27 protein-coding genes, 1 tRNA gene and 1 pseudogene are annotated in these 26,158 nt (G+C 57.4%); 21 read left to right on the top strand and 8 right to left on the bottom strand.

The genetic code is table 11. From position 1 onward, the window contains the following. Positions 1-64 precede the first annotated feature (64 nt). The 5 genes from J3T93_RS06915 to J3T93_RS06935 all read right to left on the bottom strand — a co-directional run bounded on the left by J3T93_RS06915 (position 65) and on the right by J3T93_RS06935 (position 3,590). Positions 65-814 carry a D-lyxose/D-mannose family sugar isomerase gene (locus J3T93_RS06915; protein WP_267431081.1) on the bottom strand — a complete coding sequence of 250 codons (750 nt, stop codon included), beginning with the start codon at positions 812-814 and terminating at the stop codon, positions 65-67. Next, the gene (locus tag J3T93_RS06920; protein ID WP_267431083.1) at positions 747-1,136 is read right to left on the bottom strand and encodes an HIT family protein; all 390 of its coding nucleotides are present in this window, start codon (positions 1,134-1,136) and stop codon (positions 747-749) included. The genes J3T93_RS06915 and J3T93_RS06920 overlap by 68 nt, the downstream gene beginning before the upstream one ends. Positions 1,137-1,215: 79 nt before the next feature. After that, a complete protein-coding gene (locus J3T93_RS06925) occupies positions 1,216-2,259 on the bottom strand; it encodes a zinc-dependent alcohol dehydrogenase (protein ID WP_267431085.1) in 1,044 nt (347 codons plus the stop codon). Between the two features lie 41 nt (positions 2,260-2,300). Beyond that, on the bottom strand, positions 2,301-3,368 hold the full coding sequence (locus tag J3T93_RS06930) for an MFS transporter (RefSeq protein ID WP_267431086.1): 1,068 nt from the start codon (positions 3,366-3,368) through the stop codon (positions 2,301-2,303). Positions 3,369-3,392: 24 nt separating this feature from the next. Next, a complete protein-coding gene (locus tag J3T93_RS06935; protein ID WP_267431088.1) occupies positions 3,393-3,590 on the bottom strand; it encodes a hypothetical protein in 198 nt (65 codons plus the stop codon). 156 nt (positions 3,591-3,746) lie between these two features. Here J3T93_RS06935 and J3T93_RS06940 point away from each other — a divergent pair, with 156 nt between their 5' ends. Then, positions 3,747-4,628 carry an AraC family transcriptional regulator gene (locus J3T93_RS06940; protein WP_267431089.1) on the top strand — a complete coding sequence of 294 codons (882 nt, stop codon included), beginning with the start codon at positions 3,747-3,749 and terminating at the stop codon, positions 4,626-4,628. 49 nt (positions 4,629-4,677) lie between these two features. On the opposite strand, the gene J3T93_RS06945 is transcribed toward J3T93_RS06940, so the two are convergent. Next, positions 4,678-5,685 carry an aldo/keto reductase gene (locus J3T93_RS06945; protein WP_267431090.1) on the bottom strand — a complete coding sequence of 336 codons (1,008 nt, stop codon included), beginning with the start codon at positions 5,683-5,685 and terminating at the stop codon, positions 4,678-4,680. Positions 5,686-6,594: 909 nt separating this feature from the next. Here J3T93_RS06945 and J3T93_RS06950 point away from each other — a divergent pair. The 3 genes and pseudogenes from J3T93_RS06950 (at position 6,595) to J3T93_RS06960 (ending at position 9,263) form a co-directional block, all read left to right on the top strand. Then, positions 6,595-6,975: a hypothetical protein gene (locus J3T93_RS06950; RefSeq protein ID WP_267431091.1), complete on the top strand. Its 381-nt coding sequence runs from the start codon at positions 6,595-6,597 to the stop codon at positions 6,973-6,975. A 334-nt stretch (positions 6,976-7,309) separates the two neighbouring features. Then, positions 7,310-8,038 carry a DUF2130 domain-containing protein gene (locus tag J3T93_RS06955; protein ID WP_267431092.1) on the top strand — a complete coding sequence of 243 codons (729 nt, stop codon included), beginning with the start codon at positions 7,310-7,312 and terminating at the stop codon, positions 8,036-8,038. 270 nt (positions 8,039-8,308) lie between these two features. Then, a pseudogene (locus J3T93_RS06960) lies at positions 8,309-9,263 on the top strand (transposase-like zinc-binding domain-containing protein). A 123-nt stretch (positions 9,264-9,386) separates the two neighbouring features. Here the strand turns inward: J3T93_RS06960 and J3T93_RS06965 are convergent. Beyond that, positions 9,387-9,463, bottom strand: a tRNA-Met gene (locus J3T93_RS06965). Between the two features lie 95 nt (positions 9,464-9,558). Between J3T93_RS06965 and J3T93_RS06970 the strand changes: the two genes are divergently transcribed. From J3T93_RS06970 to J3T93_RS07040, 15 genes are all read left to right on the top strand, one after another. After that, positions 9,559-10,608, top strand: a complete 1,050-nt coding sequence (locus J3T93_RS06970) for a homoserine O-succinyltransferase (RefSeq protein WP_267431093.1) — start codon at positions 9,559-9,561, stop codon at positions 10,606-10,608. A gap of 180 nt (positions 10,609-10,788) precedes the next feature. After that, the gene (gene atpB, locus J3T93_RS06975) at positions 10,789-11,604 is read left to right on the top strand and encodes a F0F1 ATP synthase subunit A (RefSeq protein WP_267431094.1); all 816 of its coding nucleotides are present in this window, start codon (positions 10,789-10,791) and stop codon (positions 11,602-11,604) included. Between the two features lie 131 nt (positions 11,605-11,735). Next, positions 11,736-11,963, top strand: a complete 228-nt coding sequence (atpE, locus tag J3T93_RS06980; protein ID WP_254478243.1) for an ATP synthase F0 subunit C — start codon at positions 11,736-11,738, stop codon at positions 11,961-11,963. Between the two features lie 50 nt (positions 11,964-12,013). Beyond that, entirely contained in the window at positions 12,014-12,556 is a 543-nt protein-coding gene (locus tag J3T93_RS06985) for a F0F1 ATP synthase subunit B (RefSeq protein WP_254478244.1), read from the top strand. Positions 12,557-12,607: 51 nt separating this feature from the next. Next, a complete protein-coding gene (locus J3T93_RS06990; RefSeq protein ID WP_267431095.1) occupies positions 12,608-13,435 on the top strand; it encodes a F0F1 ATP synthase subunit delta in 828 nt (275 codons plus the stop codon). Positions 13,436-13,481: 46 nt separating this feature from the next. After that, complete coding sequence (gene atpA / locus J3T93_RS06995; RefSeq protein ID WP_220236366.1) at positions 13,482-15,140, top strand: F0F1 ATP synthase subunit alpha; 1,659 nt, start codon at positions 13,482-13,484, stop codon at positions 15,138-15,140. A gap of 3 nt (positions 15,141-15,143) precedes the next feature. Continuing rightward, entirely contained in the window at positions 15,144-16,094 is a 951-nt protein-coding gene (locus J3T93_RS07000) for a F0F1 ATP synthase subunit gamma (protein WP_267431096.1), read from the top strand. Positions 16,095-16,102: 8 nt separating this feature from the next. Then, positions 16,103-17,587 (top strand): F0F1 ATP synthase subunit beta, encoded by a 1,485-nt coding sequence (gene atpD / locus J3T93_RS07005; RefSeq protein WP_220236364.1) that lies wholly within the window; start codon positions 16,103-16,105, stop codon positions 17,585-17,587. A gap of 2 nt (positions 17,588-17,589) precedes the next feature. Continuing rightward, entirely contained in the window at positions 17,590-17,886 is a 297-nt protein-coding gene (locus tag J3T93_RS07010) for a F0F1 ATP synthase subunit epsilon (protein ID WP_254478247.1), read from the top strand. A gap of 89 nt (positions 17,887-17,975) precedes the next feature. Further along, complete coding sequence (nucS, locus tag J3T93_RS07015) at positions 17,976-18,779, top strand: endonuclease NucS (protein WP_267431097.1); 804 nt, start codon at positions 17,976-17,978, stop codon at positions 18,777-18,779. Between the two features lie 226 nt (positions 18,780-19,005). Continuing rightward, positions 19,006-19,248: a glutaredoxin-like protein NrdH gene (gene nrdH / locus J3T93_RS07020; protein ID WP_267399311.1), complete on the top strand. Its 243-nt coding sequence runs from the start codon at positions 19,006-19,008 to the stop codon at positions 19,246-19,248. A gap of 395 nt (positions 19,249-19,643) precedes the next feature. Continuing rightward, positions 19,644-20,297: an amino acid ABC transporter permease gene (locus J3T93_RS07025; protein WP_121915025.1), complete on the top strand. Its 654-nt coding sequence runs from the start codon at positions 19,644-19,646 to the stop codon at positions 20,295-20,297. Beyond that, positions 20,284-20,958 (top strand): amino acid ABC transporter permease, encoded by a 675-nt coding sequence (locus tag J3T93_RS07030; RefSeq protein ID WP_024626872.1) that lies wholly within the window; start codon positions 20,284-20,286, stop codon positions 20,956-20,958. The genes J3T93_RS07025 and J3T93_RS07030 overlap by 14 nt, the downstream gene beginning before the upstream one ends. Then, positions 20,951-21,823: an amino acid ABC transporter ATP-binding protein gene (locus tag J3T93_RS07035; protein ID WP_254478249.1), complete on the top strand. Its 873-nt coding sequence runs from the start codon at positions 20,951-20,953 to the stop codon at positions 21,821-21,823. The genes J3T93_RS07030 and J3T93_RS07035 overlap by 8 nt, the downstream gene beginning before the upstream one ends. A gap of 86 nt (positions 21,824-21,909) precedes the next feature. Beyond that, complete coding sequence (locus tag J3T93_RS07040) at positions 21,910-22,821, top strand: cysteine ABC transporter substrate-binding protein (RefSeq protein ID WP_267399314.1); 912 nt, start codon at positions 21,910-21,912, stop codon at positions 22,819-22,821. 94 nt (positions 22,822-22,915) lie between these two features. On the opposite strand, the gene J3T93_RS07045 is transcribed toward J3T93_RS07040, so the two are convergent. Next, positions 22,916-23,854: an FKBP-type peptidyl-prolyl cis-trans isomerase gene (locus J3T93_RS07045; RefSeq protein ID WP_267431098.1), complete on the bottom strand. Its 939-nt coding sequence runs from the start codon at positions 23,852-23,854 to the stop codon at positions 22,916-22,918. Positions 23,855-23,936: 82 nt separating this feature from the next. Between J3T93_RS07045 and J3T93_RS07050 the strand changes: the two genes are divergently transcribed. Both J3T93_RS07050 and J3T93_RS07055 read left to right on the top strand, forming a co-directional pair. Then, a complete protein-coding gene (locus J3T93_RS07050; protein WP_267431099.1) occupies positions 23,937-25,016 on the top strand; it encodes a hypothetical protein in 1,080 nt (359 codons plus the stop codon). Then, positions 25,013-26,044, top strand: coding sequence for a hypothetical protein (locus J3T93_RS07055; protein ID WP_267431100.1), 1,032 nt, complete (start codon positions 25,013-25,015; stop codon positions 26,042-26,044). The genes J3T93_RS07050 and J3T93_RS07055 overlap by 4 nt, the downstream gene beginning before the upstream one ends. The last annotated feature ends 114 nt before the right edge of the window (positions 26,045-26,158 follow it).

Consider the following 26,158-nt stretch of genomic DNA (forward strand, 5'->3'; position numbering starts at 1 on the left):
CCGGTGAAGGTGGCAGATCTTCAAGGGGTCTGGCACCTTCACCGTCTTACCGATGATTCGTCGGTCAGCCTTTCAGCTTGATTTCACCATAATCATTGAAAAGAAGATGCTGTCTTGGTGTATCTTCTTCGACGGAAATCAGTCGAGGTATGTCTTCCAGAAAACGATTGTCTGTTTTGTCGTTGTTGGTGGATGATACTTCGAACAAGAGGATTCTGCCGGTCCCAGGCACTCCTTTCCATTGATGGTATGTTCCTTGCGTCATGGTGGCACTCCGCCCGGGTGGCAGTTGAATTACTGAGCCTGCGGGGACAGTGAATCGCTCTCCGTCGGAGACATAAGTTACTGGCTTCTGTTTGTCTAGCTTTTCGTCGGCATCAGCCTTATAGACGGTGATTTCCATTGTTTTTCCACCTCTATTGATGATGTCCTCCATTTTCTTTCGATGGAAGTGATAGGGCAACTCTTGTCCATCTTCTATTACGAAGAGTTTCTCACAATAAGGCTTGGGATATAGGTCGGGGTGCTCATAGTTGCCATTCCGGAAAGTGAAACTTACCAATCCACGTCTACTAAAGTTTCCTTCGCCGAAATCAGTAACATCCCAGCCCAGCATGTTGTCGATGATCTCTTGGGAATTCTTATTCAGCTTTTGCCAATCCTCTGCCGTGTAATAGGCAAAGTGCGGGAAAACGAAACCCCGGTTGGTGCTGAACTCTAGAGCTCGATCGATAATGTGGTCAATCTCAGAGCGTTTCGTGTCTATCCTCCAATTCCTGTCGGATTTGGCTGATGAGTCGGTTATTAACGTCATCTTTGCCCGTTATTGGGTTTTGCGGGTTGTTAATGAAAGCATCATCCCAATCGTCGTCTTCAGGTTTCTTAGGGACCAGATGGAAGTGCAAATGGGAAACGGTGTCACCGTATATGCCATAGTTGATCTTTTTGCATCCGGTTATGGATTTAAGAACTCGTGCGACATCTGCGACTTCCTGTATATATTGAGTAAGTTCTTTCCCTTTCAATTCAAAGAGTTCGTCAACATGCCAGTTCAATGCAACGATGCAGCGTCCCGGATGAGTTTGATCCCTGTTGAGGAACACAGTGGATGTTGATAATTCTGTAATGAAAATCATCCTAGACCGTTGTATTTCACTATGTTCGCAGTAAAAGCAGCCTGGACGAACACCCTACTGGTGCATGGCAACTTCTGATTTACTCATCGTATCGACCATCGTCGTGAGTGGCATCACAGTCAATCATGACATGGATGACGTCAGCTTGCGTATGGTTCCGCAATTTGAAGGCCCGGGCAATTTGAGAAAGCGGGAAGATGTTGGTAACGGTTCGCTCGGTGTTGATTAGTCCATTGAGCACCATGTCTCTTCCCTCTCGTAGCAGTCGATGGTTGTCGATGTCGCGTTTGGGTTCTGTGGTCAGTATGTCGACGCGGCGACGGTGCATTTTGAAGAAATCGATGGTCTTCGAGGTTTTCCCGATGCCTCCGTACATGATCAATTTGGCATTCTGTGCGCAGCAATCCAAGGCATCGATTATGGCGTCGCCTTCCAGCAGTGCTGGGATCACGACATCAAAGCCATCTGGGAAGTCTTTGCCTACGATGTCCATGGTTGGCGTGTCCTGTGAAGGGATTCGGTACGTTCGAGTAGCTCCAAATTCTCTGGAAAGCGTCAGCTTTTCATCGAATAGGTCGGTTACTACAAGGTTCCTTGGGCTGTATAAATGTGCGACCTGTGTCAGTTGCAATCCACTTACGCCTTGACCCATAATCAACACGTTCTTGGCTTGGCTGATTTCTGCGCGTTCCATGCCGTTGAGTATGGTCGGCGTGATTTCGATCAGAGAACCATGCATGAGAGGAAAATCTTTGGGCAGCAGCACCGCTGAGAATGGATCACAAGTAATGTACTCGGCAAAAGCTCCCCACACATACCGCAGTGCAACATGATCGCCAACCTTAAGACCAACTACATGTGAGCCCACTTCATCGACAATCCCTGCAACTTCATGACCCAACCTCATAGGGTAGGAGAGAAATTCAGGTGTTCTAGCCCCTCTATATACTTCCAAATCTGAGCCGCATATGCCCACCCATTTGACATCTACGCGTATTTCATTGTCCTTCGCATGGGGAATTTTGGCATATTTGATGTCGATATCTCCCACTTTTTCCATAACAGCAACTTGTTGAGTGCCTTCGCTGTGATGGTCAGTCCATTCCATCTCAGGAACAATCATTTTTCTTACCATGATATTGCCTCTTTCTTATTGGTTGTTATTTAACGTGCGTTGGTCTTTTTCAAAAGCATGACTAGACATCCAGCCAGAATCAGCGATGCAGCTAGGAAGTACATCCCGCTTACTGTGGAGTTTGTCAAATCTTTCAGCCAACCGACTACATAAGGGCTGACGAATCCCCCCAAGTTGCCAATAGCATTGACAATGCCCAAACCGACTGCTGCGATACGAGGATCAATGGCCGTGGTGATTGCCCAATAGGGTCCAGACCAAGCGTAAAGGCCTATTGCAGCAAGACAGATGAAAACCATAGCTAAATATGGATTAGGGATTAGGGCAGATGCGAGTAGGCTGAATCCACCGACGATGGCACCAAGGGCGGTGTGGTAATAGCGCTCTCCTGTCCGGTCTGATGACCGGGCATTTACGACCAGAGCCACTGCTCCCAGAAGATACGGTATGGCCGTTAACCAGCCCACAGTCATGGTGGAGCTGCTGGAAGAAATCGACTTGATCATCTGCGGAAGCCAGAATGTGATGCCATATAACCCCATGACATAGAAGAAGTTCATAAGGGTTACGATCCAGATCTTCCTATCTAGGAATGCCTCTTTAAATGGTGCGGCGATTTCGCCCTCTTTGGAATTTTCCTGGTTGTCTTTGTCCAACGCGTCGATTAACCATCGGCGTTCTTCAGATGTCAGCCACTTGGCATCCTGTGGCTTGTCATTCAGATACCAGTATGTGAATATTCCCAAGAGCACAGCCGGCAATCCGACTATCAGAAAAAGCCAACGCCAACCGGATAGATTTAAGAATTGGTGGATGTTGCTGATTATGGCAGTCGCTACAGGTGCCCCGAATGAATTCGCCAGAGGAGGCGCAATCATGAAAAGGGCGATGGCTGCAGCTCTGGTTTTGCTGACAAACCAGTAGGTAACGATCAGAGTCATACCGGGGAAAAGCGCAGCTTCGAATACGCCAAGCAGGAAGCGCAATATTGTAAGTTCGACTGCTGATTGCACAAACCCGGTCAGCAGGGTTACTAGCCCCCATAGTATGAGAATGAGGGCGATCCATCGCTTTGCACCGACCTTTTCGAGGATCATATTTCCTGGGATGCCATACAAGAATTACCCAATGAAGAATATGCCCGCAATAAAGCCATATGTGGTTGCAGTCAACCCTAGATCTGCATCCATGCCGCCAATGGAGGCGTAAGTGATACTTGAGCGATCAAGAAAGGCCACAAAATAAATGATGAATAAATAGGGTAGAATATGCCATCGAACCTTTTTCTGTGCCGTTACGGCAATTGTGTTCGTGTTCATGAAACCATTCCTCCAAGCAAACTGCAATGTTTACGTGATAACGTGTGATTGGTTGAACAGCAGCTGTTCTGGAAATCATGCTATGGCTCGAATTTGAGCATGATTCGCCGATTATGATTATCCCAATCGCCGTATCTAGAACAGTGAGGAGAAGGTATGCGAGACAAGGACGTCCGGATTCTCTGGATCAGTGGAAAGTCCTATCAGCTGGGTGATGAGATTGCTAAACACAAGCATAAGTTCTGTCAACTGCAATTCTTCATGTCCGGCTCTGAACAGTTGACATATGATGGACAACTCATTGATTTAAAGAAGAATCATTTGTTCATTGTATTTGAGGGTACTTCTCATGGTTATGTGTTTTTGCAGGGTTCGACGGTTTTGGATATAAAATTTGTGGTCGGATCTGGACTTTACGAAATTATCCGTCCAGTTCTTGAGTGTAGGGATTTTTATATTGATGCTCCTATGCTGCTGATGATTATTCAGCAGCTGCATACTGCTGCAACGGTGGGTGGGCGTGAACTGGGGGAAGTCCGTCCATTACTGATGGACTCGTTGCTTAAGCTTTTGCTCTTGGGGTTGTATCAGGAACGGATCGAGCGTCAGCCCTTTTCTTATGTAGAGCCTCTTTTGGCTAAAACACAGGATAACTCAAAGATTAAATCCATGATTGGTTATTTGACTAATCATTACGCCGAAGAGATTAAACTCGAGGATCTTTCTAAGCATTTTCATTTTAGCGAAAGTTATATAACAAGAATCTTCAGAGATGCTATTCAACTGACTCCCAACCAAGTCCTTCAGGAAATACGCTTAAATCGAGCAATGAACTTGTTGAAATCCACCAATTATCCGGTGGAACGAGTAGCGCAATCAGTAGGATGGTCATTCAATTATTTTTCGCGCGTATTTAAACGACAAAAGGGGATGACGCCTACAGACTATAGAAATATGAAGCAAACTATTGTGGATGGATTGACATTATCCAAAGATTTTGATCTTTCATTAGAATCCACAACAGAGAAGCTATCATGAACACTATTTCATATAAGGTGGTCCAAGCCGGTTATGGGCGTCAACCGAATTAATTCTCCTTCGCGTCCAGCAGCACTACGCCCTGGGGTGGATTGCTGTCAATGGCTCCCACGGTTTCATGAGGCAGATAGGGTTCCTCCATGGAGGAAATCTCCTCAGGTGTAAGCTCCAAATCCAGCGCAGCTGCGGCATCGTCAAGGTGCCGGGCCTTTGTGGCGCCGATGATTGGTGAGGCTACGCCTTTGGCCCACTGCCAGGCAATGGCTACCCGGGCCATAGGTACGTTGTGCCGCTCTGCCACTTTCTGCACGCGGTCAATGATGGCCAAGTCGTTGTCTTCGGCCCGGTCGTACTTGCCGCGCGAGACCTTATCGGTGGCGCTACGAAGGGTGTCAGCGGTCCAGGTGGGCCGTGTCAGATGGCCAGCGGCCAGAGGGCTGTAGGGCATGAGCGAGACGTCCGTCTTTCTGCAGAAGGGTATCAGGTCCTTCTCATCCTCCCGGTAGAGCAGGTTGTAATGGTTCTCCATGGCGCTGAAAGGGGTCCAACCGTTGTCATGGGCGACTTTCTGCATGCCCTGAAACTGGCTGGCGTACATGGCCGAGGCGCCCAGCGCTCGCACCTTGCCGACCTTGACCAGATCGTTGAGCGCTTCCATGGTCTCCTCGATTGGCGTTTCATAGTCGAACCTGTGGATGATGTAGAGGTCCAGGTAGTCGGTGCCCAGTCGCTTGAGCGTCCCATCGATCTCGCGATGGATGGCCTTGGATGAAAGCCGTCCCTCGTTGAAGTAGACCTTTGAGGCGATGACCACCTGGTCGCGGCTTGTATGCTTTCTCAGCGCCTTTCCCAGATATTCCTCACTGGTCCCGTCCGAGTAGCCGTTGGCCGTATCGAAAAAGGTGATGCCCAGATCCAGTGCGTGAGCAACGACTGCGTCAGTCCCTTCCTCATCCAGTGTCCAGTCATGCATGGTGCCTGGCTTGCCGAAGCTCATGCACCCCACGCAGATCTTCGATATGTTGATGTCCGTCTTGCCCAGTTGTGTGTATAACATGATGAGCCCCCTGGCTTTCCCTGCTGGAGATGCAATCATGCTAGCAAATTCAAGTCGGTGGAAGTCTACTTCTTTGGTTTTCGTGGCGAACAGGACACCCAACGAACCGGCAACAAACCTTGCCTATCGCTTATCTGTCACGAATTTTGACTAGCAACATGGAAGCAAGGAGCTGAGTATGAGTGGATTCAGTCTTCATCGGCAGCAAGGGCGGTATTCGGTTTAGAGACTAACCCTGTTGTTTTTTGCAATGACTTTTGGGCGAGCGAAATCGAGTGGATACTGTCTTGGATTCCACAGCTCTCCCGCCCTTCAGTCGGGACAAGCAACATTGCTGATCGACGACCAGGCAATCGAAAACAATTAAATGTGTCCCTTTATAGGAATTCATCTGCCTTGCAGTTGGAGCATATAACAAAGGACTAAATCAAAAAAGTCTACAGTGGAGAAAGCTGCGGCAACCCTCCCTCCGACAGGCCAGCGACCGCGTACACCGCTGTCTCCAGGGTGAGTTTGCAGGTGCTATGCAGTGTGTGAGCTGGATTGAGTGCGTCCCATATTGGTCAAACAGCTAGAAGAGCTAAGGCAAGATGACCCAGAGTGTTTGCTTCTTTGACTAATGCTTAGGGGGTGAATGCCGAAGATTTCGCAAATGCCGACGATTCCAGTGCACTCAGCCTGAAATAGAATTTCGGACATAACCGCTCCCACAGGTTACGATTGATGGTTGATGATGTACACGTGCGTCGTCCCTTGCGCATTTTGTTCTTTAGGACACGGACGCAATCTGAGCAATGCGGCAAGGCTAATTGTCGGCTGAACGTTCCCGCTATTCTCCGTTGATATGATTAGTGTAAAAGCTGAAGTTAACCTTTAATGAAACAGGCTCGCGTGGCAAATGGAAATGACATGAGTTGCGTTGCGTTTTCGCACTTGTTGCGTTTCAAGCACTCACATTATCCGTATTCCGATAGGTACCTTCGTGAGGTGAGGAATTCGCCGGATGCACATGCAAGAACGGAAAAACAGCATATGGTGCAGTGGTTTGCAGATAATGCCACCTATGGATCGGGTTCCTATTCCCGGCAGAAGCCGAATAATAGCGCAAAGGATTGCTTCGACAAATTGGAGAACGCTGCGTCTTTACTCTGGATTGCAGAGGCGGCTGGCGTTGAAGAGCCGATCGTAGCAGCAGCTTTTGAGACTGCAAGGCAGGCGGGAGACTATCGTCAAGCTTGTGGAGCGATCAGGAAGATCATTACCTGGTCCATGATTGTTGAATCCTTGTAAGGGATCGACATAGAGCATGAATAGTTCTTCATTAGGAGTCGCGGCCACTCGGTTTCCGAGTATAGACTGCTCAGAGCAGGAGTGGCTTTGTCTAATGCAGGATCAGGAAGAAAGGTTGCCCGTGATGAAAATCATTTAATCCCAATGGGCATCTGCATTTACCTTTGACGAGGCCGGGTATGCCGATATCCTCATGAACGGCTTGAGCAGGATGAATGCGAGAATAGCAAGGTTTGCGAATTGGACCAAACACAGGCCTGATAGACGTTGCAAATGAGCAGCTGAAGTCGCAGCTGCAAGCGGTGGTTGCAAAAAGGACTCAGAGATAGCGGAGTTGCAGAGCAAGGTCCAGGCCAAGTCCCTCAAGGAGCGTTATGAGGTCCAGATTCAGGATCGTGATGAGCAGATTGAGCGGCTGCGTGATCTGAAGGCGAAGCTGTCCCCCAAGATGGTGGGGGAGACGCTTGAGCAGCATTGCCAGATCGAGTTCAACAAACTACGGTCCACGGCCTTCCCCAATGCCTACTTTGAGAAGGGCAACGATGCGAGGACGGGCAGCAAGGACAGGCGGGGAAAGCACTGTGAGTATGCCATCATGGTCTCCCTGCTGGAGCCTGACAGCGACCTGTACAACACGGGCATCGTGGACGTCTCCTATCGCTATGAGAAAATGTATGTCGTCCGCCCGCAGTTCTTCATTCCGATAATCACCCTGCTTCGGGATGCTGCCAAGAACTCCCTGCAATACAAAAATGAACTTGAAGAGGTGAAGGAACAGAACATCGACATAACTCATTTTGAGGAAGAGCTGGACTCTTTCAAAAATGCTTTTGGTCGCAATCATGAAATCGCTTCGAAAAAGTTCAAGAATGCAGTAGAGGAGATCGACAAATCCATCAGTCACCTGAACAAGATCAAGGACGCCCTGCTGGGCTCCGAGAACCAGCTTCGTCTGGCCAACAACAAGGCGCAGGATGTAACCATACGAAAACTGACCAGGCATAATGAGACCATGAAGGCCAAGTTCGACGAAGTAAAGAAGTCCAAATCCATTGGGGCCTGAGAATGTGAACCGTGCAGTCGAGTCGCGGGATGGATGTAGACGGTTTTCTCTGATTCTGAGGTTGGGGCATCCATCTGTATCTGACTGCACCATGCTGGCCAGTGTTTCGATCTGCCCCAAGTAGGGGCCTATAGGAACTAAACGTGGTGCTTAAGTTGCTGGTTTGGCCTTGTGGCAGTAGGCGTGTCTGGGTGGTATTAATGGGACGGCCCATTAATGCGGGCCCTGCGGGTCCCTTGGACGGGCTTTCCTGTCCTGTTCGATGGGGGCATGAGGACCAGATCGAAGAGGGCCAGGCATTGCCCGGTGTGCCATGGGCCGATGAAGAAGAGCGGGCGCACCACTGCCGGTTCCCAACGCTGGAAGTGCACGGCCTGCGCCCTGAGCTCGACCGCCGTCAGAAGGGACCGGGCCCGTGACTTCCAGCTGCGCGAGTTCCTGGACTGGCTGCTGACGGGCAGGACACAGGAGCAGATGGGCCCCACGGGAGCCCGGGCCTTTCGCAAACGGGTCGGCTGGTGCTGGAACATCGCCCCGGCCATCGAGCCGGACGGTGTGGTCCACCACACGGTCATGGCGGACGGCACCTGCACGGCCCACGGCTGGTGCCTGATCATCGCCATCGACGGGGCCAGCGGCCAGGTCATCGACTGGCAGTGGTGCCACCATGAGAACACGGCGGCCTACACGGCCCTGTTCGGCCGCATCCCCCGACCCGACGTGCTCATCACGGACGGGCTGCGCGGCGTGGAGAGGGCCTGCGCCGCCGTCTGGCCGGGCACGCGCATCCAACGCTGCCTGGTGCACGTGCAACGCAACACCAGGACCGACCTGACCAGCCGCCCCCGCCTCCAGGCCGGCAGGGAGCTCAAGAAACTGAGCGACCGGCTCACCCGGGTCCACGACCCCGAGGGGGCCGCCCGGCGGGCCGGTGCCCTCCACCACCAACCGTTTGGAGGGCGGGCTCAACTCACCCATCAAACGCACCCTGCTGCAACACCACGGACTGCCCGAGGAACACATGAGACGCGCCTGCGAATGGCACTGCTACATGAAAGGCCCCAACCCCGACCCCACCGGCCTCATCAAAGACACACACCACCAACCACAACCAGCACCAGAACAGAAGAGCGGACAGGAAACGGGCGAGCCCGAAAGCTACGGCACCGCCATCGACTGGAACGAACTCCACACACCCGTCAGATACCCCGACAGCACACTCTGACAACCACAACCCAAAAAACGGCTTCTAAAGCACCACGTTTAGTTCCTAAAGGCCCAAGTGGGCTGAAATAGAAAACAGGTTGGAAAATCAAAGGCCCGGAGTCCAGACGATTCCGAGCCGTACTGGTAGCGGGGTCAGGATTTGAACCTGAGACCTCTGGGTTATGAGCCCAGCGAGCTACCGAACTGCTCCACCCCGCGTCGGCTGTGCAATACAGCAGTTATCTATGTTACGGATTCCGCTGCCTTTGTCAAGTCCGTGTGTGGGCATTTGTTCCCAGGAGGATAATGGAGTCATGCCTATCACCATCCCCACTGGATTGCCGGCCAGATCCATCCTGGATTCGGAGCGCATCTTCGCCCTGGAAAGCCACGAGGCGGAGCGTCAGGAGATGCGTCCGCTCAGGCTGGTCATCCTCAACCTGATGCCCACCAAGGTGGAGACCGAGACCCAGCTGCTGCGGCTGATCTCCAAGTCGCCACTTCAGGTGGAGATCGACTTCATGAAGACTTCAACCCATCAGGCCGTGCACACAAGCATGGATCACCTGGTCAAGTTCTACGAGAATCTGGACTCCTTCCAGGACAACTGTTATGACGGTCTTGTCGTGACGGGCGCTCCGGTGGAGCAGATGGACTTCGAGCAGGTCGACTACTGGGAGGAACTTACCCACATTCTGGACTGGGCGTCTACCCACGTCTTCTCTACTATGTATCTGTGCTGGGGAGCCATGGCCGGGCTCTACCACCGCCACGGCATCGCCAAGCGCGACCTGGATCGCAAGGTCTTCGGGGTCTTTCCTCAGTATCTGCAGGACGAGTACTGCTTCATCACCAATGGCTTCGACGAGATAGCCCTGCAGCCCCACTCCCGCTGGGCCGGGGTGGACGAGGACCAGGTGCGGGCCTGTCCGGATCTGCAGGTGCTGACCTGGGGTCCCCGGTCTGGCCCGGGGCTTATCAGCACCCGGGATTTCTCAGAGATTTTCGTGCTGGGTCACTGGGAGTACGACCGCGACACCCTGGCCCGCGAGTACCAGCGCGACATGGCCAAGGGCCTGGACCAGGTGCCTTTCCCGGTCAACTACTATCCTCACGACGATCCCACGCTGGAGCCGGTCTTCTCCTGGCGGGCCCATGCCAATCTGCTCTGGCGCAACTGGCTGAACTGGGTCTACGAGACCACCCCCTACGACTTGGACCAGGTGCCGACGTTGCGGGCGGCGGGCCGTCTAGGCACAGACCGGTCCGTCAGACACGCGCCTGAATGCCCGCGGGCTGACGGATACCGGCCCATGGCGGGTGATGGGTACGGGCTTGTTCCCGGCGCTGTTGACTGTCGATAAAGATTGGACGAATTTCGTCACCAGCCTGTCCACACCGCGGAGCAAATCCTGCCCGCAAACGCTATCTGTGACACACTGGTTGAATCCATGGTCGCCGTGGTGTGGGTACACTATCGACACGGTGCAGCCATGAGTCGCACACGCGCTATAGTGTTCACTGTGTCGTTCAGGAGGCGATAGATGCTAGAGGCAATGGGAAGTGGAGCTTTCAGTCTGGCCATGGCCAAGCCGAGCGAGCTGCCTTCCATCGAGGATTTCCTGCCTCCTGAGATTCTTTTCCAGGGAACGCCCTTCGCCATGAACCGGATCATCCTGGTCAGATTCGTGGCCATGGTCATCATCCTTCTGGTGCTGGGAATCACCGCCGCAAGGGCCAAGCTGATCCCCTCCCGCTGGCAGGGGGCCATCGAGTGGGTCATCGAGTTCATCCGTGACTCGGTCGTCTACGACACCTTGGGCGAGATTCGCGGCAAGCGCTACGTGCCCATGATTACGACCATCTTCCTGACCATCCTGGTCTTCAACCTCTGCGGCATTGTGCCGGGCATGAACATCGCGGCCACTGCGACCATCACTATGCCATTGGTCTTCGCCATCTGGACTTTCTGTCAGTACATGGTGACGGGATTCCGGGAGCAGGGTGTCTGGGGCTATTTCAAATCGGAGCTCTTTCCGGCTGGAGTGCCTTGGCCTCTCTATATCATTCTGACGCCCATCCAGCTTCTGGAGATGGTCATTGTCAAGCCGGCCTCCCTGACCATTCGACTCTTTGCCAACATGATCGCCGGCCATCTACTGGTGGCGGTCAGTCTGGCCTTCACCCAGTTCTACATCATTGAGGCCGGCAACAAGTCCCTGGCCCTGGCTGGCGTAGGCTGGTTCGCTCTGGGCTTCGCCTTGACGGCCTTTGAAATCTTCGTGGCGGCCCTCCAGGCCTACATCTTCGCTATCCTTACCACGGTCTACATCTCCATGAGTTACCCTGAAGAAGGTTGAGGGGAAAGGACAAGCCGCGGTTGGCGTTACAGGCCGTCGCAGCCCACATATTCGTCGGTTCCGACCAGTAGACGGGAGTCGGGGCTGAACCACAATCCAAGAACCGGCAACGGTGGAGGAAAGGAAAATAAATGGACATCATCACACTTGCTGAGGTCTCCGGCAATCTGAGCATCCTGGGATACGGCATTGCAGCCCTCGGCCCCGCGCTTGGTTTGGGCATTGCCGTCGGCAAGACCGTCGAGAGCATGGCTCGCCAGCCTGAGATCAGCGGGAAGCTGCGCACCACCATGTTCATCGGCTTGGCTTTGATCGAGGTGCTGGCCCTGCTGGGCTTCGTGGCACTCTTCATTGCCTGAGCCGTGCGATTCTTGCATGATCCGGCTTAGATAAGGGAAAGGAGGAGCCAATGTACGCTCTAGCGGCAGACAAGGGGATTCAGCTGTTCATTCCCCAGCTTTATGACATTGTGTGGTCGCTGGTCATCCTGGTCATCCTGGCCGTCTTCTTCTACAAGTTCTTCATGCCCAAGTTCCAGGCCATCTTTGATGAGCGCTCGTCCAAGATCGAGGGCAACATCCAGAAGGCCGCTAAGGCTCGTGAAGAGGCGGATCAGGCCCGCAAGCAGTATCAGGATCAGCTGGGCAAAGCTCGTGTTGAGGCTTCCCAGATCCGCGATGACGCCCGTGCCGAGGCCTCTAGGATCGTGGCCGATGCCAGGACCCGGGCCGAGACCGAGGCCAACCAGATCACTGAGAACGCCCAGCGATCTCTCAAGTCCCAGCAGCAGCAGGCGCTGGTCTCGCTCAAGGGCGAGGTGGGCACGCTGGCTACGGCTCTTGCCGGCAAGATCCTGGGCTCGCAGCTTCAGGATGATGCCGTGCAGTCTTCCATGATCGACTCGATCATTGCGGACCAAAGCGGACAGTCCTCAGACAAGCGACAGGCATGATGACGGATTGGCGGACGATGGGAACGTTGATTCCGCGAAAGGGGAGGTGACATGCGAGGAGAGACTTCGCTGAGCTCCGACAAGGAGACCAGGGCCAAGTATGCCCCTTTGCTGAAGAGCAAGGGAAAGGACGCCCTCCGCGTGGCCATGGAGCTCTATACCTTCGTGACCCTGCTCGATGCCAACAGGCCCCTGGAGCGTGCGCTGACTGACCCCTCACGTCCGGCTGAGGACAAGTGGCAGGTGATCGACACCATCCTGGCTGGCAAGGCCGATCCGCTGACCGCGGATATCCTCCATGACTTGACAGATCATCAGTGGAGCCGTGTGGGGCACATTGCCAACGCGGCCGAGGACATCTCAGTGGATGCTGCCGCTTATTACACCGATGCTCTGGGCATCACCAACCAGGTGGCCGGCGAGCTGGCTGAGATCCATTCGGCCCTGCTCGGGATGCCTCTGGTGCTCTTCCGGCTATCGGACGAGTACAGTGATTCCAAAGCCCGGGCCGACCTGCTCAGGACGCTTCTTGACGGGCAGCATATGCATCCGGTCACAGAGCAGATGGCCCTGAACGCCACCATTGATTTGCGCGGACGACGCTTCCCTGACACCATCGTTTGGTTGGTGGACCGCTTCTCCGAGCACATGGACCAGGCCATGGTCACCGTCACCACGGCGGTCTCCATGAAGGACGAGCAGGTCAGCCGCCTGCAGGAGGTATACGGGCGCAAGCTTGGTAAGCCGGTCCACATCAACTCGGTGGTCGATCCCTCGGTCCTGGGCGGTATGAAGGTCCAGTATGGATCGGTCTCTACAGACGGCACGGTGGCTACGCAATTGAAGCACCTGAAGCGGCGCATGGCCGTGGCAGGATGAGCGGAGAACCGACAGACTTGAACAAGAACAGAAATAAGGAGTGATCATGGCAGAAATGACCATTGATCCCGCCGTGGTGCGCAAGGCACTCGACCAATTTGTCGAGTCCTACAAGCCGACGGACACCCCCACCCAGGAGGTGGGTTACGTTCGTACGGCCGGTGACGGCATTGCGCATGTGGTGGGACTGCCTGGTTGCATGGCCAACGAGCTGCTGACCTTCGAGGACGGCACGCTTGGTCTGGCTTTCAACCTGGACGCCCGAGAGATCGGCGTGGTCATCCTGGGCGACTTCGCAGGTGTCGAAGAGGGCCAGGAAGTCCACAGGACCGGCGAGGTGCTTTCGGTGCCCGTCGGCGACGGCTATCTGGGGCGTACGGTCAACCCCCTGGGCGAGCCCATCGACGGCCTAGGCGAAATCAAGAGCGAGGGCCGCAGAATCCTGGAGGCTCAGGCTCCTGATGTCATGCATCGGCATCCCGTTGACGAGCCCCTGGCTACCGGCATCAAGGCCATTGACGCCATGACACCTATCGGCCGCGGTCAGCGCCAGCTGATCATCGGCGACCGGCAGACCGGCAAGACGGCCATCGCCATCGACACCATCATCAACCAGAAGCGCAACTGGGAGTCAGGAGACCCCAAGAAGCAGGTCCGGTGCATTTACGTGGCCATCGGTCAGAAGGGCACCACCATCGCCTCGGTCCGTTCCTCTCTGGAAGAGGCCGGCGCCATGGAGTACACCACCATCGTGGCCTCCCCGGCTTCCGACTCCGCAGGCTTCAAGTACATAGCCCCCTACACCGGTTCGGCCATTGGACAGCACTGGATGTACGGCGGCAAGCACGTCCTGATTGTCTTCGACGACCTGAGCAAGCAGGCTGAGGCCTACCGGTCCATCTCCCTGCTGCTGCGTCGTCCGCCGGGGCGCGAGGCTTATCCTGGCGATGTCTTCTACCTGCATTCGCGTCTGCTGGAGCGCTGCGCGAAGCTCTCCGATGACCTGGGAGGCGGATCCATGACCGGTCTGCCCATCATCGAGACCAAGGCCAACGACGTTTCGGCCTACATTCCGACCAATGTGATCTCCATCACCGACGGCCAGATCTTCCTGCAGTCCGATCTGTTCAATGCCAACCAGCGTCCCGCTGTGGACGTGGGCATCTCCGTCTCCCGCGTGGGTGGCGCCGCACAGACCAAGGCTCTCAAGAAGGTCTCTTCGACCCTGAAGATTTCGCTGGCCCAGTACCGCTCTCTGCAGTCCTTCGCCATGTTCGCCTCTGATCTGGATGCGGCCTCCAAGGCCCAGCTGACCCGTGGTGCCAGGCTGACTGAGCTGCTCAAGCAGCCACAGTTCACGCCTTATTCCATGGAGAAGCAGGTCGTCTCCGTCTGGGTAGGCACCCACGGCAAGCTGGATGATTTGGACCTGGAGGACGTGCTGCCCTTCGAATCCGGGCTCCTGGACTACCTGGACCACAACACCGACATCCTCAAGACCATCCGCGACACGGAGGACTTCACAGACGATACCGAGAAGGCCCTGGACAAGGCCGTGGATGAGTTCGCCAAGACCTTCGTGACTCACAAAGGCCAGACTCTGGACGGTCACGAGGCCGATCAGGATCAGGAGCAGCCGGTGGCCGTCCAGCAGGAGAAGCTGGTAGCCGATGGCAAGAGCGGCAGCAAGGCCAGGAAGCGGTAGACCATGGCCTCACAACTCGCATTCAAGTCAAGGATCGCCTCCACTTCGGCATTGGAGAAGATCTTCAATGCCCAGGAGATGATAGCCTCCTCGCATATCGCCAAGGCCAGAACCGTGGCCCTGGAAGCGAAGCCTTACTCCGATGCGATCTTCGATGCAGTCCAGGCCCTGGTGGCCCACACGGACGACATCCGCCATCCCATTGTCAGGAAGGACGAGAAGAACCCACGCGTGGCTGTGCTGGCTCTGACGGCCGACCGTGGCATGGCCGGGGCCTATACCTCCTCGGTCATCCGCGAGACGGAGTCTCTGCTGACCCGACTGGACCAGCAAGGCCGACAGCCCCAGCTCTTCGTCTATGGTCGTCGTGGCGTCTCTTACTACCGCTACCGTAACCGCAGCATCGTCAAAACCTGGGAAGGCAATAGCGATCGGCCCGGCGTGGATGTGGCCAGGGAGATCTCCCAGGCACTGCTGGAAACCTACATGACTCCAGCGGCCAAGGGGGGCGTCTCCGAGCTCTACATCGTCTTCACTGAATTCATCAACATGGTGGTGCAGAAGGTTCGGGTGCTGCGCATGCTGCCTCTGGAGCTGATCAGGCCGGACCAGGAGCAGCCTGAGGAGGCTATTGATGCCCCCGTGCCGAACGACGAGCATGGAAGCCAGGGTGACCGCTATGTGGGCCTCTACGACTTTGAGCCAAGCCCGCAGGAGGTGCTGGATGCCGTTCTGCCCAAGTACATTCAGTCGCGTATCCATGAATGCCTGCTCACCTCGGCCGCCTCGGAGACCGCCAGCAGGCAGAACGCCATGCACACCGCCACTGATAACGCCAAGGGGCTGATCGACGACCTGACCCGCAGGCTCAATGCCAGCCGCCAGGCGGCCATCACGCAGGAACTTACCGAGATCGTCGGCAGCGCCGATGCGCTCAACAAAGAGGAAGAGTAGGAACGCCAATGGTTGCACAGCAAGAACAGCCGACCACAGCGAGCCACAAGCCGGATTCGGCCTCCAAGGGGCGCGTCACCCGAGTCCAGGGTTCGGTCATAGATGTGGAGTTCCCGGCAGGTCACCTGCCGGACATCTACAATGCCCTGACTGTGAATCTGAACAAGTCCTCGGACACCGAGGGCGAGTCGCTGACCACCATCATGCTGGAGGTGGAGCAGCACCTGGGTGATTCCACCGTGCGTACGGTGGCCCTGAAGCCCACGGATGGTCTGGTCCGTGGTGCCACGGTCACCGATACGGGAGGCCCCATCGAGGTGCCCGTAGGGGATGTGACCAAGGGGCACGTCTTCGACGTGGCCGGCAACATCCTCAACAAGAAGCAGGGTGAGCAGATCAAGGTCACCGAACGGTGGCCCATCCATCGCAACCCTCCTGCTTTCGATCAGCTGGAGTCCAAGACTCAGATGTTCGAAACCGGCATCAAGGTCATCGATCTGCTGACTCCCTACGTTGAGGGCGGCAAGATCGGCCTGTTCGGCGGCGCAGGTGTGGGCAAGACCGTGCTCATCCAGGAGATGATCCAGCGCGTGGCGCAGAACCACGGCGGCGTCTCCGTCTTTGCGGGCGTGGGTGAACGCACCCGTGAGGGCAACGACCTGATCGGCGAGATGGAAGAGGCCGGCGTGCTGGAGAAGACCGCGCTGGTCTTCGGCCAGATGGACGAGCCCCCGGGGACCCGTCTGCGTGTGCCACTGACCGCCCTGACCATGTCGGAGTACTTCCGCGACGTGGAGAACCAGGATGTGTTGCTCTTCATCGACAACATCTTCCGATTCACTCAGGCCGGCTCCGAGGTCTCCACCCTGCTGGGCCGCATGCCCTCGGCCGTGGGCTACCAGCCCAACCTAGCCGACGAGATGGGTGCTTTGCAGGAGAGAATCACCTCAACTCGTGGCCATTCGATCACCTCCTTGCAGGCCATCTATGTGCCGGCCGATGATTACACCGACCCGGCCCCGGCCACCACCTTCGCCCACCTGGACGCCACCACCGAGCTCAGCCGTGACATCGCCTCCCAGGGCATCTATCCGGCTGTGGATCCGCTGGCATCCACCTCCAGGATTCTGGACCCGCGCTATGTGGGGCAGGCCCACTACGACTGCGCCAACCGGGTCAAGGCAATCCTGCAGAGGAACAAGGAGCTCCAGGACATCATCGCTCTGATTGGCATCGACGAGCTGGGCGAGGAAGACAAGACCACCGTCAACCGCGCGCGCAAGATTGAGCAGTTCCTGGGCCAGAACTTCTATGTGGCCGAGAAGTTCACCGGCCGCAAGGGTTCCTACGTGCCTGCGGACGAGACCATTGAGGCCTTCACCCGCATCTGCGACGGCGCCTACGACGACGTGCCTGAGCAGGCATTCTCCGGCATCGGCGGCATCGACGACCTGGAGCACAAGTGGCACGATATGCAGAAGGAATACCGGTAGTCATGGCGGACACAGGCAAGGCCTCCATGCAGGTCAACATCGTCTCGGCGGACAGGCCCATCTGGTCGGGTCAGGCGCGGTCGGTCACCGTGCCCGGCACCAAGGGGTCCATGGGCATCATGCCCGACCACGAACCGGTGCTAGCCCTGCTGCAGGAGGGCAACATCCGGGTTCAGGCCACCGACGGCGGTCGTCAGTCCTTCCATGTGGACAGCGGATTCGCCTCCTTCGACAGCAACAAGCTGACTGTGGCCGTGGACCACTACCTGGAGGATGCTGATCAGGGACAGCAGTCCTGACTTCCTCTCCTTTTCCACCCGGCCGGTGCACTTGCATCGGCCGGGTTTTTCTTTCCCGCCGCGGAACAGCGACTGATATATTGGCACCTGTGCGAATCATTGTTGCCGACTGCTCCGCCGAATACTCCGGGCGTCTCAATGCCAGCCTGCCGCCGGCCAGGCGCGTTCTGCTGATCAAGGCTGACATGAGCTGTCTGATTTTTTCGGAGCTGGGTTCCTACAAGCCCCTGAACTGGATGTGCGCCCCCTGCACCATCAGGGAGATCGAACCCGAGGAGGCAGGCAAAGAGGGCGCGGGCACCAAGGCTGATTCCGTCGCCGGGACTGGATCGGATGAGGTAGTCGAAGCTGCCGCGCCCGATGCGCTGATCGCCCAGGAGCAGGATCAGGACCAGACTCGGCCTGTCCGTAGAGTTCTGCGTGTTTCGGCCGTGAAATCCAGTGATGTGCTCACCATCAGGCTCTACCAGGTCTATGCCGACGACAGCTATGATCTGGGGACGGACCCGGGATTGGTCAAGGACGGTGTGGAAGCGCACCTGCAGCGTTATCTGGCCGAACAGATCGACCGCATCGGCCCGGGAGCCACCCTGGTGCGCCGGGAGTATCCCACGCCCATCGGCCCAGTGGACATCATGGCCGTGGACAGCCAGGGGCGGCATGTGGCCATCGAGATCAAGCGGCATGGCGGCATTGACGGGGTGGAACAGCTGACCCGCTACTGCCGCCTGCTTAACCGCGACCCCCTGCTGGCCCCTGTCCGTGGAATCTTTGCGGCCCAGACCATCACCCCCCAGGCCAGGGTCCTTGCGGAGGACAGGGGATTCGAGTGTCTGATTCTGGACTACGAGGCTATGAAGGGCGCTGACAGCGATGAACTGACCCTCTTCTGAGGCAGTTTTCGGTCTTAAATAACATGTATGTAAGATAGCTCACATATATGCTCTCTTAGATCCACAAGACTTGAAAGGCTACTAGATATTGGGGTTGACGGCCTGACACGCCACTACCCGTGGTATTGTGCTCGCGCCTGGGAGTGTGTAGAGTGCAATCATCGGGTTCCAAGAAGAGGGCTATAGAGCTTGGAACATCACGGCTACATGTAAGGGAGAGGCGATCATGTCCATCACGGTCTACACCAAGGCGCACTGTCCCCAGTGTGATGCCACCAAGCGTCAGTTGACCAAGCAGGGGCTGGAATTCGAGCAGGTGGATTTGACCGAGGACCAGACCTTGATCGACCAGTTCATCGCCCAGGGATTCAAGCAGACCCCCATCGTAGTCACTGACCAGGAGACGTGGAGCGGGTATCGCCCCGATCTGATCAGGAAGGCAGCACAGAGCGTCAAGGTTTTTGCCTGATCAAGGCACTCGGAGCCCGGTTCACGGATATGTGGACCGGGCTTTTTTGTTAGCTTGGTGAGCAGTAGGGTTGATCGAAAATACAGTGTGCGCCTACTTGGTTGGTAGATGCCAGGTAGGCAAGATTTGCAGGTGTCGGCCAGTCTTTGCCGGCTAGGGCCACCCTGCCCGCACTGTCCAGTTGCTGGATGGTTTCAGTCTCATGATGAATCGCCGTCCGGGTGGTTGTGAGAGCGGATGATAACGCGGTATCCGGTATTCGTATATCGAAAAGCAAAGAAAGACGGCTCGCGTTCTCTAGGATTGTCGACTGTATGTCGCAGTGGCGGGAAGCGGGCGAGAAGCAGTGAAGAGGAGACGATGAACAGGACGAGGGCAAGTAGGGAGGTGAGGGCATGAATTGGACTTTCATGGCGCAGAATCTGCACTTCTTCGTCAATGCGGCCTATGTAACGGTCTTCATCTCCTTCTTTGGCGTGGTGTTCTCCATGCTGATCGGGCTGGTCTGCGCCGGGTTGGAGGTCTTCAGGATCCCCCTGCTCTCGCAGTTGGCAAGGGTATATATCGAGCTGTCAAGAAACACCCCGCTCCTGGTTCAGCTCTACTTTCTCTATTTTGGGTTGCCCAAGCTCGGGGTCAACTGGAGCGCCCAGACTTGCGCCATCGTTGGGCTGGCCTTCCTGGGCGGTTCCTACATGGCCGAGGCCATGCGCGGTGGGTTCGAGGCCGTGCCCCAGGTGCAGATCGAGTCAGCCCGTGTCCTGGGATTCACGCGTGGGCAAACGCTGTCGAGGATCGTGCTGCCTCAGGCCCTGAGCAGCGCCATACCGGGCGTGGTAGCCAACATCATCTTCCTGATCAAGGAGTCCTCGGTGGTCTCGGCCATCGCTCTGGCCGATGTCATGTATGTCACCAAGGACCTGATGGGCACCTCCTACGACACCTACGAGTCGCTGACCCTGCTCATCGTCACCTACCTGGTCATCCTGCTGCCCATCTCCGTCATCGGAACCGTTCTTGAGCGGAGGTTCGACTATGCACGGCGTTGAGGTGCTCTTCCAGCCAGGGGTCATGCCCAGGCTCTTCCAGGGGCTCTGGGTGACCGTCTGGATAGCCGGCGTCTCGGTCCTGCTCTCCCTGCCCCTGGGGTTGGTAGTCGGATGGCTGATGACCCGGCGCAACCGCCTGATCCGCTTCCTGATGAGGATCTATTTGGACTTCATCCGCATCATGCCCCAGCTGGCCCTGCTCTTCATCGCCTTCTATGGGCTGTCCAGGGCATGGAACCTGAATCTGGATGCCACCGGCGCCTGCCTGCTGGTCTTCGTGCTCTGGGGTGGGGCCGAGCTGGGCGACCTGGTCCGCGGGGCCCTGGAGTCCATTCCCCGTACCCAGGTGGAGTCGGCCTACGTGCTGGGACTGAGCTCCTGGCAGACCTTCTCCAGGATCATCCTTCCCCAGGCCCTGCGCCGACTGCTGCCGGCCAGCGTCAACCTGGCCACTAGGATCGTCAAGACCACCTCTCTGGCCGCCCTGCTGGGCGTCATCGAGGTCATCAAGGTCGGCCAGCAGATCATCGATGCCAACCGCTTCGCCTACCCCCAGGCGACCCTGTGGATCTATGGGGTGATCTTCTTCATGTATTTCTTCATCTGCTGGCCCCTGTCCCTGGTGGCCCGGCATCTGGAAAAGAGGTGGGCCCATGACTGAGGGGCAAACGACGGCGAATCAGCCACAGGATGACCAGGAGGAAGGGGCGGTACTGACCGTCGAGCACTTGGTCAAGCAATATCCGCAGGCGCAAAGCCCTGTGCTCAATGACATCTCCTTCCAGGTGCCCAAGGGCAAGGTCTTTGTGGTCCTGGGCCCCTCGGGCTCAGGCAAATCCACCCTGCTGCGGACCATAGCCGGATTGGAGCCCATACAGGGTGGCCGGATTCTTCTGGATGGTCAGGAGGTGGAGACCGGTCATCCCCTGGGCAAGCACAGCGGAGGTCCTGGCGGCCTGATGTCAGGCACCCGCAGCTCTGACCTGCGCACCAGGATCGGCATGGTCTTCCAGAGCTACGACCTCTTCCCCAACAGAACCGTGCTGGACAACGTGACCCTGGCGCCCATCCTGGTGCAGAAGCGCAAGCGGGACCAGGCACGGCAGGAGGCTCTGGAGCTGCTGGATCGAGTGGGTCTGGCCGACCGCCGGGATGCCTGGCCCAGCCAGCTCTCGGGTGGCCAGCGGCAAAGGGTGGCCATCTGCCGGGCGCTCATCCTCCATCCTGAGATCATGCTCTTCGACGAGGTGACCGCGGCTCTGGATCCAGAGATGGTCCGCGAGGTCCTTCAGGTCATGCTGGAACTGGCCGACCAGGGGCTGACCATGATGATCGTCACCCACGAGATGGCCTTCGCCAGGGGCATCGCCGACCATATCGTCCTCCTGGATGGAGGCGTCCTGGTCGAGCAGTCCGACGATCCAGAGGCCTTCTTCACCCACCCGACAACTGACCGGGCCCAACGCTTCCTGTCCACCTTCACCTATGAGCGCAGGCGGGATCAGGACCAGGATCAGAAGTCCTGATGAGGACTTCGCATATTCGTCCGGCGGCCTTCGCCGGAACCGTCCCCAGGGGCGGCCATAGGAAAGAGAACAGGAAAAGAGGGATCATGACCGCAAGGGTAATGAACCGATTGATACGGGCGGCGCTGGCCACGGGGGCGACGATCGCGATGATGGCTTCCATGGCGGCCTGCGGCCCTTCGGCGGCCACCCCCAGTGACGCTGGAAGCGGCTCGGCAAACAACTCCGGTTCCTCGGCAGCATCAGGGTCTGCACGCACCCCGGAGCAGATCACCAAGTCCGGCAAGCTCAAGGTGGCGGTCTTCACCGACAAGGCCCCATTCGGCTACGTGGACAAGGACGGCAAGAACCAGGGCTACGACGTGGTACTGGCCGAGCGCCTGGCCAAGGACCTGGGCGTCAAGCCCGAATACACCTCGGTGGACCCAGCCGCCCGTGTGGATGTGCTGTCCAGCAACAAGGTGGACGTGGTTCTGGCCAACTTCACCGTCACCGATGATCGCGCTCGCAAGGTGGACTTCGCCAAGCCCTATATGAAGGTCTTCCTGGGCGTGGTCTCGCCGGATTCTGCGCCGATCAAAGATGTCAAGGAGCTCAATGGCAAGACCCTGATCATCGCCAAGGGCACTACGGCTGAGCCTTACTTCGAGCAGCACTACCCTGAAGTCAAGTTGCAGAAGTATGACCAGTACGCGGATGCCTACAACGCCCTGCTGGACCACCGTGGCGACGCTATAAGCACCGACAACACCGAGGTGCTGGCCTGGGCCAAGGCCAACAAGGGCTTCTCGGTGGGTATCACCAAGCTCGGGGACGAGGCGGTTATCGCCCCGGCTGTGCGCAAGGGGAACAAGCCCTTGCTGGACTACATCAACAAGGAGCTGGTCAAGCTGGGCCAGGAGCAGTTCTTCCATGAGGACTACCGCAAGACCCTGGAGCCGGTCTACGGCAGTGCGGCCAACCCCGACGAGATCGTAGTCGAAGGCGGCAAGGACTGACCTGGTCGTCTCGCTTATCACAGGGGCCCGTGCCCATCCAGTCGCATTTGGATGAGCACGGGCCCCTATTTGCCTGAGTTGGTGGATTGACAGGTCAGTAGGCGGCCAGGATGTCAACCACGAAAATCAGGGTCGAGTTGGCCGGGATCTTCTGCTGTTGCTGGCTGCCATAGCCCAGGTCGGGCGGAACTATCAGAAGAACCTGAGAGCCCACCGTCTGGCCGGCCAGACCCTGCTGCCAGCCCTTGACCACTTGGTCCAGGCTGAAGTCGCTGGCCTGACCCCGGTCCCAGGAGGAGTCAAACTGCTTGCCGTCGGAGGCCAGCCAACCGGTGTAGTTGGCGCTGACGCTCTGATGCTGGCCGACCTTGGCCCCCTTGCCCTTAATCAGGGGCTGGACGACTAATCCTCCCTTGGGCTGGTAGCCGTTGAGGTCCAGAGAGGGCTTGCCCTTGTCATCCAAACTGATTTTTGGCAGGTCGCTGGGCAGGTCGGTCACCTTCTGACCCTGGGCGCGGGTCAGGTTCTTGGACTTGGAAACGAAGGTCAGGGCCATGATATAGGAGCTGGTCGCCTGACTGCTGCTGCCGGAACCTGACTCATCGATGCCTACGGCAACGGTCGAGTTGACCTTGAGGCCCTTGAAGGTGTCATAGTATGCGGGGATGGATTTCTTGCTGATGACGATGGAGCACTCCGGGCTGCTCTTGTCCCAGGTGGAGTTGATCACCTTGCCGGTTTTTGCATCCAGGGCCAGGCTCCTGGTGCATACGCGATCCCCGTCGCGGAGGACCTCGCCATCGCCCTTCTGGATGACCTGATGGGTCTGGTTCTCGACCTTGAAGGGTGTCTTGAAGCTGATGTCGGGCTTGCTGCCAAGTTTGCCACTGGCCGATACGCCCTGCATGGTGTCGCCCGGGTGGCCGCCCCCGTCAGATTTCCCGCCGCAGGCTGACAGTCCAAAAAACAGGGCCAGAGCGGTCATAGCGCCCAGCAGACGCTTGCTGCGTGAATTTCTTACGATGATGGTCATAAAAGATCAGTTTAGGGCTTGTGGGCGATTTCCCGGTGGTGGAAACCAGATCATAGGGTGCCGACGGTAGAATGTCGAAAATATGGAGCAAGTACCCGAAGAAACCGATGAGATGACGCGGCCTGGCAAGCCCTCGCGTCACAGCATGATCATGCGCGGCATCGTCACCCCCATCTTCGGACTGCTGGCTGTAACGGCCATTGTGCTGGGTATTCTCAACGCCACGGTCTGGAAGCCTTCGGCTCATGTGGATGCGCATGCGCGCACCAAGGCAGCTTATGTGGTGACCGATCCAGGTGTGCTTCCCCTGGTGGACAGCAAAGTGACCATGCGAGTAGATGCGGCATCGACTGGGACTTCCGCGTCAGCAGATCAGAATTCACAGAAGCCTACTGTCTGTATGGCCCTGACCACGGCCAAGGATGCAGCTGGTTGGACGGCCGGGCATGATGTGGCCCGGGTGCGCGGCCTGGACGATTGGCAGACCCTGTCCGTCGGCAGGGACACCAGTCCAGGCAAGGCCGTCAAAGGTGATCAGGGCGTGGCCTTTCAGGATTCGGATATGTGGCAACAGGTCACCTGCTCCGACAGCAGCGTCTCCATGTCCCTGAAGACCGAAGATCCGCAGGCCGTCCTACTGGTGGCGGTTCCCCAGGGCGCCCATTCCCTGGGGCTGGAGATGCTCTGGCAACGTGACAAGTTGCCCGACTTCGCCATGCCCTTCTACTTTGCCGGCGGGCTTCTGGCCCTGCTGGCTGTTCTTTCGGCTACGGTCTTCGCCATGGATCCGGCCAAGCGCCGTAAGCAGGCCGAACCTGAACAGGAGACTGAGGAGCCTCCCGAGGTCAGCGTGGCCCAGGCCCTGGGCTACGCCATTCTGCCTGGTTTGGGGAACCGGCATAGCCCGGCTTCAGGCCGGCGTCGGCGCCACGCTCGTGGCCAGGCGCGGCAGGGGGATCCGGGACCTCCACCCAGGCCGCCTGTGGTGATTGATCCGCGCAATCGGAACCTGGTCGCTGACCAACAGGAGGATGGCGACGGCCGCACCGTCAGCGGCGATCGGGGGGCCGACGATGTGTCGTCCACCAGGGTCATCAGCAGACAGGAGATGGCCTCCTACTTGGCCAGGCTTGCCCACGAGGGGGAGGAAGAGCGCCGATGAGTACGAACAAGCCGATGAACAAGGTGGCGGCTGCAGCGGCGTTGACCTTGTCCTTGGCCCTTCTGCCTGGGTTGTCCGCCTGCGAAGGGCAGGTTCCGCAAGCCCGCCGGACAGAGCCACAGAATACTGCAACCACTGCTCCCGCGCCCAACCTGACCCCGGCACAGGAAGCCCGTATCCGCAAGAGCATCGGGGCTGTTTTGGACCAGGCCAATGAGGCCAAGGATCCTGCCGGGCTGGACCAGCGAGTCAGCGGCCCACAGCTGGAGATCCGCACCAGCGAGCTGACCATAGCCCGGGCCACCGGGCAGCTGGATCCCAAGACGACCATCCCTACCACCATCGCTCAGACGGTCATCCCTGGCGATCCGGGGTGGCCACGCTCGGTCTTTTCCATTACCACTACCACGCAGGATCAGCAGTCCAAACGCCTCTTGGTTCTGGATCAGGAGTCCGCCCATGAGAACTACAAGCTTTGGGGCGTGGCCCGGCTTTTCCAAGGAGCCCAGTTGCCCAAGTTTCCGGTGGCCACCATCGGCGCCAGGATGGGGCAGGGCGACGATCAGGGGCTCAAGGCTACGCCGGTGGAGGCCGTGCGCCGTTATGCCGACCTCCTGCAGAATCCCCAGGGCAGCAAGTATGCCAAGGAGTTCGCCCAGGATGACTTCCGCAACTCTTTGGGCACGCTGACTCAGGTGGTTCAGCAGGGGATCGAAGCCAACAAGGGCAGCCAGTCGCAGACCTTCACCCTGGCACAGGGGCAGCTGCGGGTCATGCACTCCTCCGATGGAGGCGATCTGGTCGTGGCCCGGATCGATTCGGTCTGGACCAGGCAGGCGGGTGAGGGCCGCGAGTCCTCGCCGGCCTCGGATGCCGAGAAGGCCCTCTTCGGACAGGGCAAGCCCACCAGCACCATGAAGGTCACCTATGTCAACGTGATCGCCCTTTACATACCTTCAGCGGACTCGCATGAGCCCATCAGGGCCGTGGGCGCCGAGCGTGAACCCATCAAGGTGGAAGCGGTCTGAAGGGTGGGATTGCGCTGGGTGAACGCCCGATCCCTGGACTAGATTGGCTTCCAGGAGTATGCAATCGAGGGCGGGCCGAAGCTGCAGTCGGCGGCCGCCAGGTTTAGGAGGACT

This window comes from Bifidobacterium sp. B4111 (genome assembly GCF_026537235.1).
GTDB lineage: Bacteria > Actinomycetota > Actinomycetes > Actinomycetales > Bifidobacteriaceae > Bombiscardovia.

What these genes read in the sequence shown, in the direction of transcription:
- J3T93_RS06915 (WP_267431081.1), bottom strand. Translation starts at nt 814, where the DNA reads ATGACGTTAATAACCGACTCATCAGCCAAATCCGACAGGAATTGGAGG.
- J3T93_RS06920 (WP_267431083.1), bottom strand. Translation starts at nt 1,136, where the DNA reads ATGATTTTCATTACAGAATTATCAACATCCACTGTGTTCCTCAACAGG.
- J3T93_RS06925 (WP_267431085.1), bottom strand. Translation starts at nt 2,259, where the DNA reads ATGATTGTTCCTGAGATGGAATGGACTGACCATCACAGCGAAGGCACT.
- J3T93_RS06930 (WP_267431086.1), bottom strand. Translation starts at nt 3,368, where the DNA reads ATGATCCTCGAAAAGGTCGGTGCAAAGCGATGGATCGCCCTCATTCTC.
- J3T93_RS06935 (WP_267431088.1), bottom strand. Translation starts at nt 3,590, where the DNA reads ATGAACACGAACACAATTGCCGTAACGGCACAGAAAAAGGTTCGATGG.
- J3T93_RS06940 (WP_267431089.1), top strand. Translation starts at nt 3,747, where the DNA reads ATGCGAGACAAGGACGTCCGGATTCTCTGGATCAGTGGAAAGTCCTAT.
- J3T93_RS06945 (WP_267431090.1), bottom strand. Translation starts at nt 5,685, where the DNA reads ATGTTATACACACAACTGGGCAAGACGGACATCAACATATCGAAGATC.
- J3T93_RS06950 (WP_267431091.1), top strand. Translation starts at nt 6,595, where the DNA reads ATGAGTTGCGTTGCGTTTTCGCACTTGTTGCGTTTCAAGCACTCACAT.
- J3T93_RS06970 (WP_267431093.1), top strand. Translation starts at nt 9,559, where the DNA reads ATGCCTATCACCATCCCCACTGGATTGCCGGCCAGATCCATCCTGGAT.
- atpB (WP_267431094.1), top strand. Translation starts at nt 10,789, where the DNA reads ATGCTAGAGGCAATGGGAAGTGGAGCTTTCAGTCTGGCCATGGCCAAG.
- atpE (WP_254478243.1), top strand. Translation starts at nt 11,736, where the DNA reads ATGGACATCATCACACTTGCTGAGGTCTCCGGCAATCTGAGCATCCTG.
- J3T93_RS06985 (WP_254478244.1), top strand. Translation starts at nt 12,014, where the DNA reads ATGTACGCTCTAGCGGCAGACAAGGGGATTCAGCTGTTCATTCCCCAG.
- J3T93_RS06990 (WP_267431095.1), top strand. Translation starts at nt 12,608, where the DNA reads ATGCGAGGAGAGACTTCGCTGAGCTCCGACAAGGAGACCAGGGCCAAG.
- atpA (WP_220236366.1), top strand. Translation starts at nt 13,482, where the DNA reads ATGGCAGAAATGACCATTGATCCCGCCGTGGTGCGCAAGGCACTCGAC.
- J3T93_RS07000 (WP_267431096.1), top strand. Translation starts at nt 15,144, where the DNA reads ATGGCCTCACAACTCGCATTCAAGTCAAGGATCGCCTCCACTTCGGCA.
- atpD (WP_220236364.1), top strand. Translation starts at nt 16,103, where the DNA reads ATGGTTGCACAGCAAGAACAGCCGACCACAGCGAGCCACAAGCCGGAT.
- J3T93_RS07010 (WP_254478247.1), top strand. Translation starts at nt 17,590, where the DNA reads ATGGCGGACACAGGCAAGGCCTCCATGCAGGTCAACATCGTCTCGGCG.
- nrdH (WP_267399311.1), top strand. Translation starts at nt 19,006, where the DNA reads ATGTCCATCACGGTCTACACCAAGGCGCACTGTCCCCAGTGTGATGCC.
- J3T93_RS07025 (WP_121915025.1), top strand. Translation starts at nt 19,644, where the DNA reads ATGAATTGGACTTTCATGGCGCAGAATCTGCACTTCTTCGTCAATGCG.
- J3T93_RS07030 (WP_024626872.1), top strand. Translation starts at nt 20,284, where the DNA reads ATGCACGGCGTTGAGGTGCTCTTCCAGCCAGGGGTCATGCCCAGGCTC.
- J3T93_RS07035 (WP_254478249.1), top strand. Translation starts at nt 20,951, where the DNA reads ATGACTGAGGGGCAAACGACGGCGAATCAGCCACAGGATGACCAGGAG.
- J3T93_RS07040 (WP_267399314.1), top strand. Translation starts at nt 21,910, where the DNA reads ATGACCGCAAGGGTAATGAACCGATTGATACGGGCGGCGCTGGCCACG.
- J3T93_RS07045 (WP_267431098.1), bottom strand. Translation starts at nt 23,854, where the DNA reads ATGACCATCATCGTAAGAAATTCACGCAGCAAGCGTCTGCTGGGCGCT.
- J3T93_RS07050 (WP_267431099.1), top strand. Translation starts at nt 23,937, where the DNA reads ATGGAGCAAGTACCCGAAGAAACCGATGAGATGACGCGGCCTGGCAAG.
- J3T93_RS07055 (WP_267431100.1), top strand. Translation starts at nt 25,013, where the DNA reads ATGAGTACGAACAAGCCGATGAACAAGGTGGCGGCTGCAGCGGCGTTG.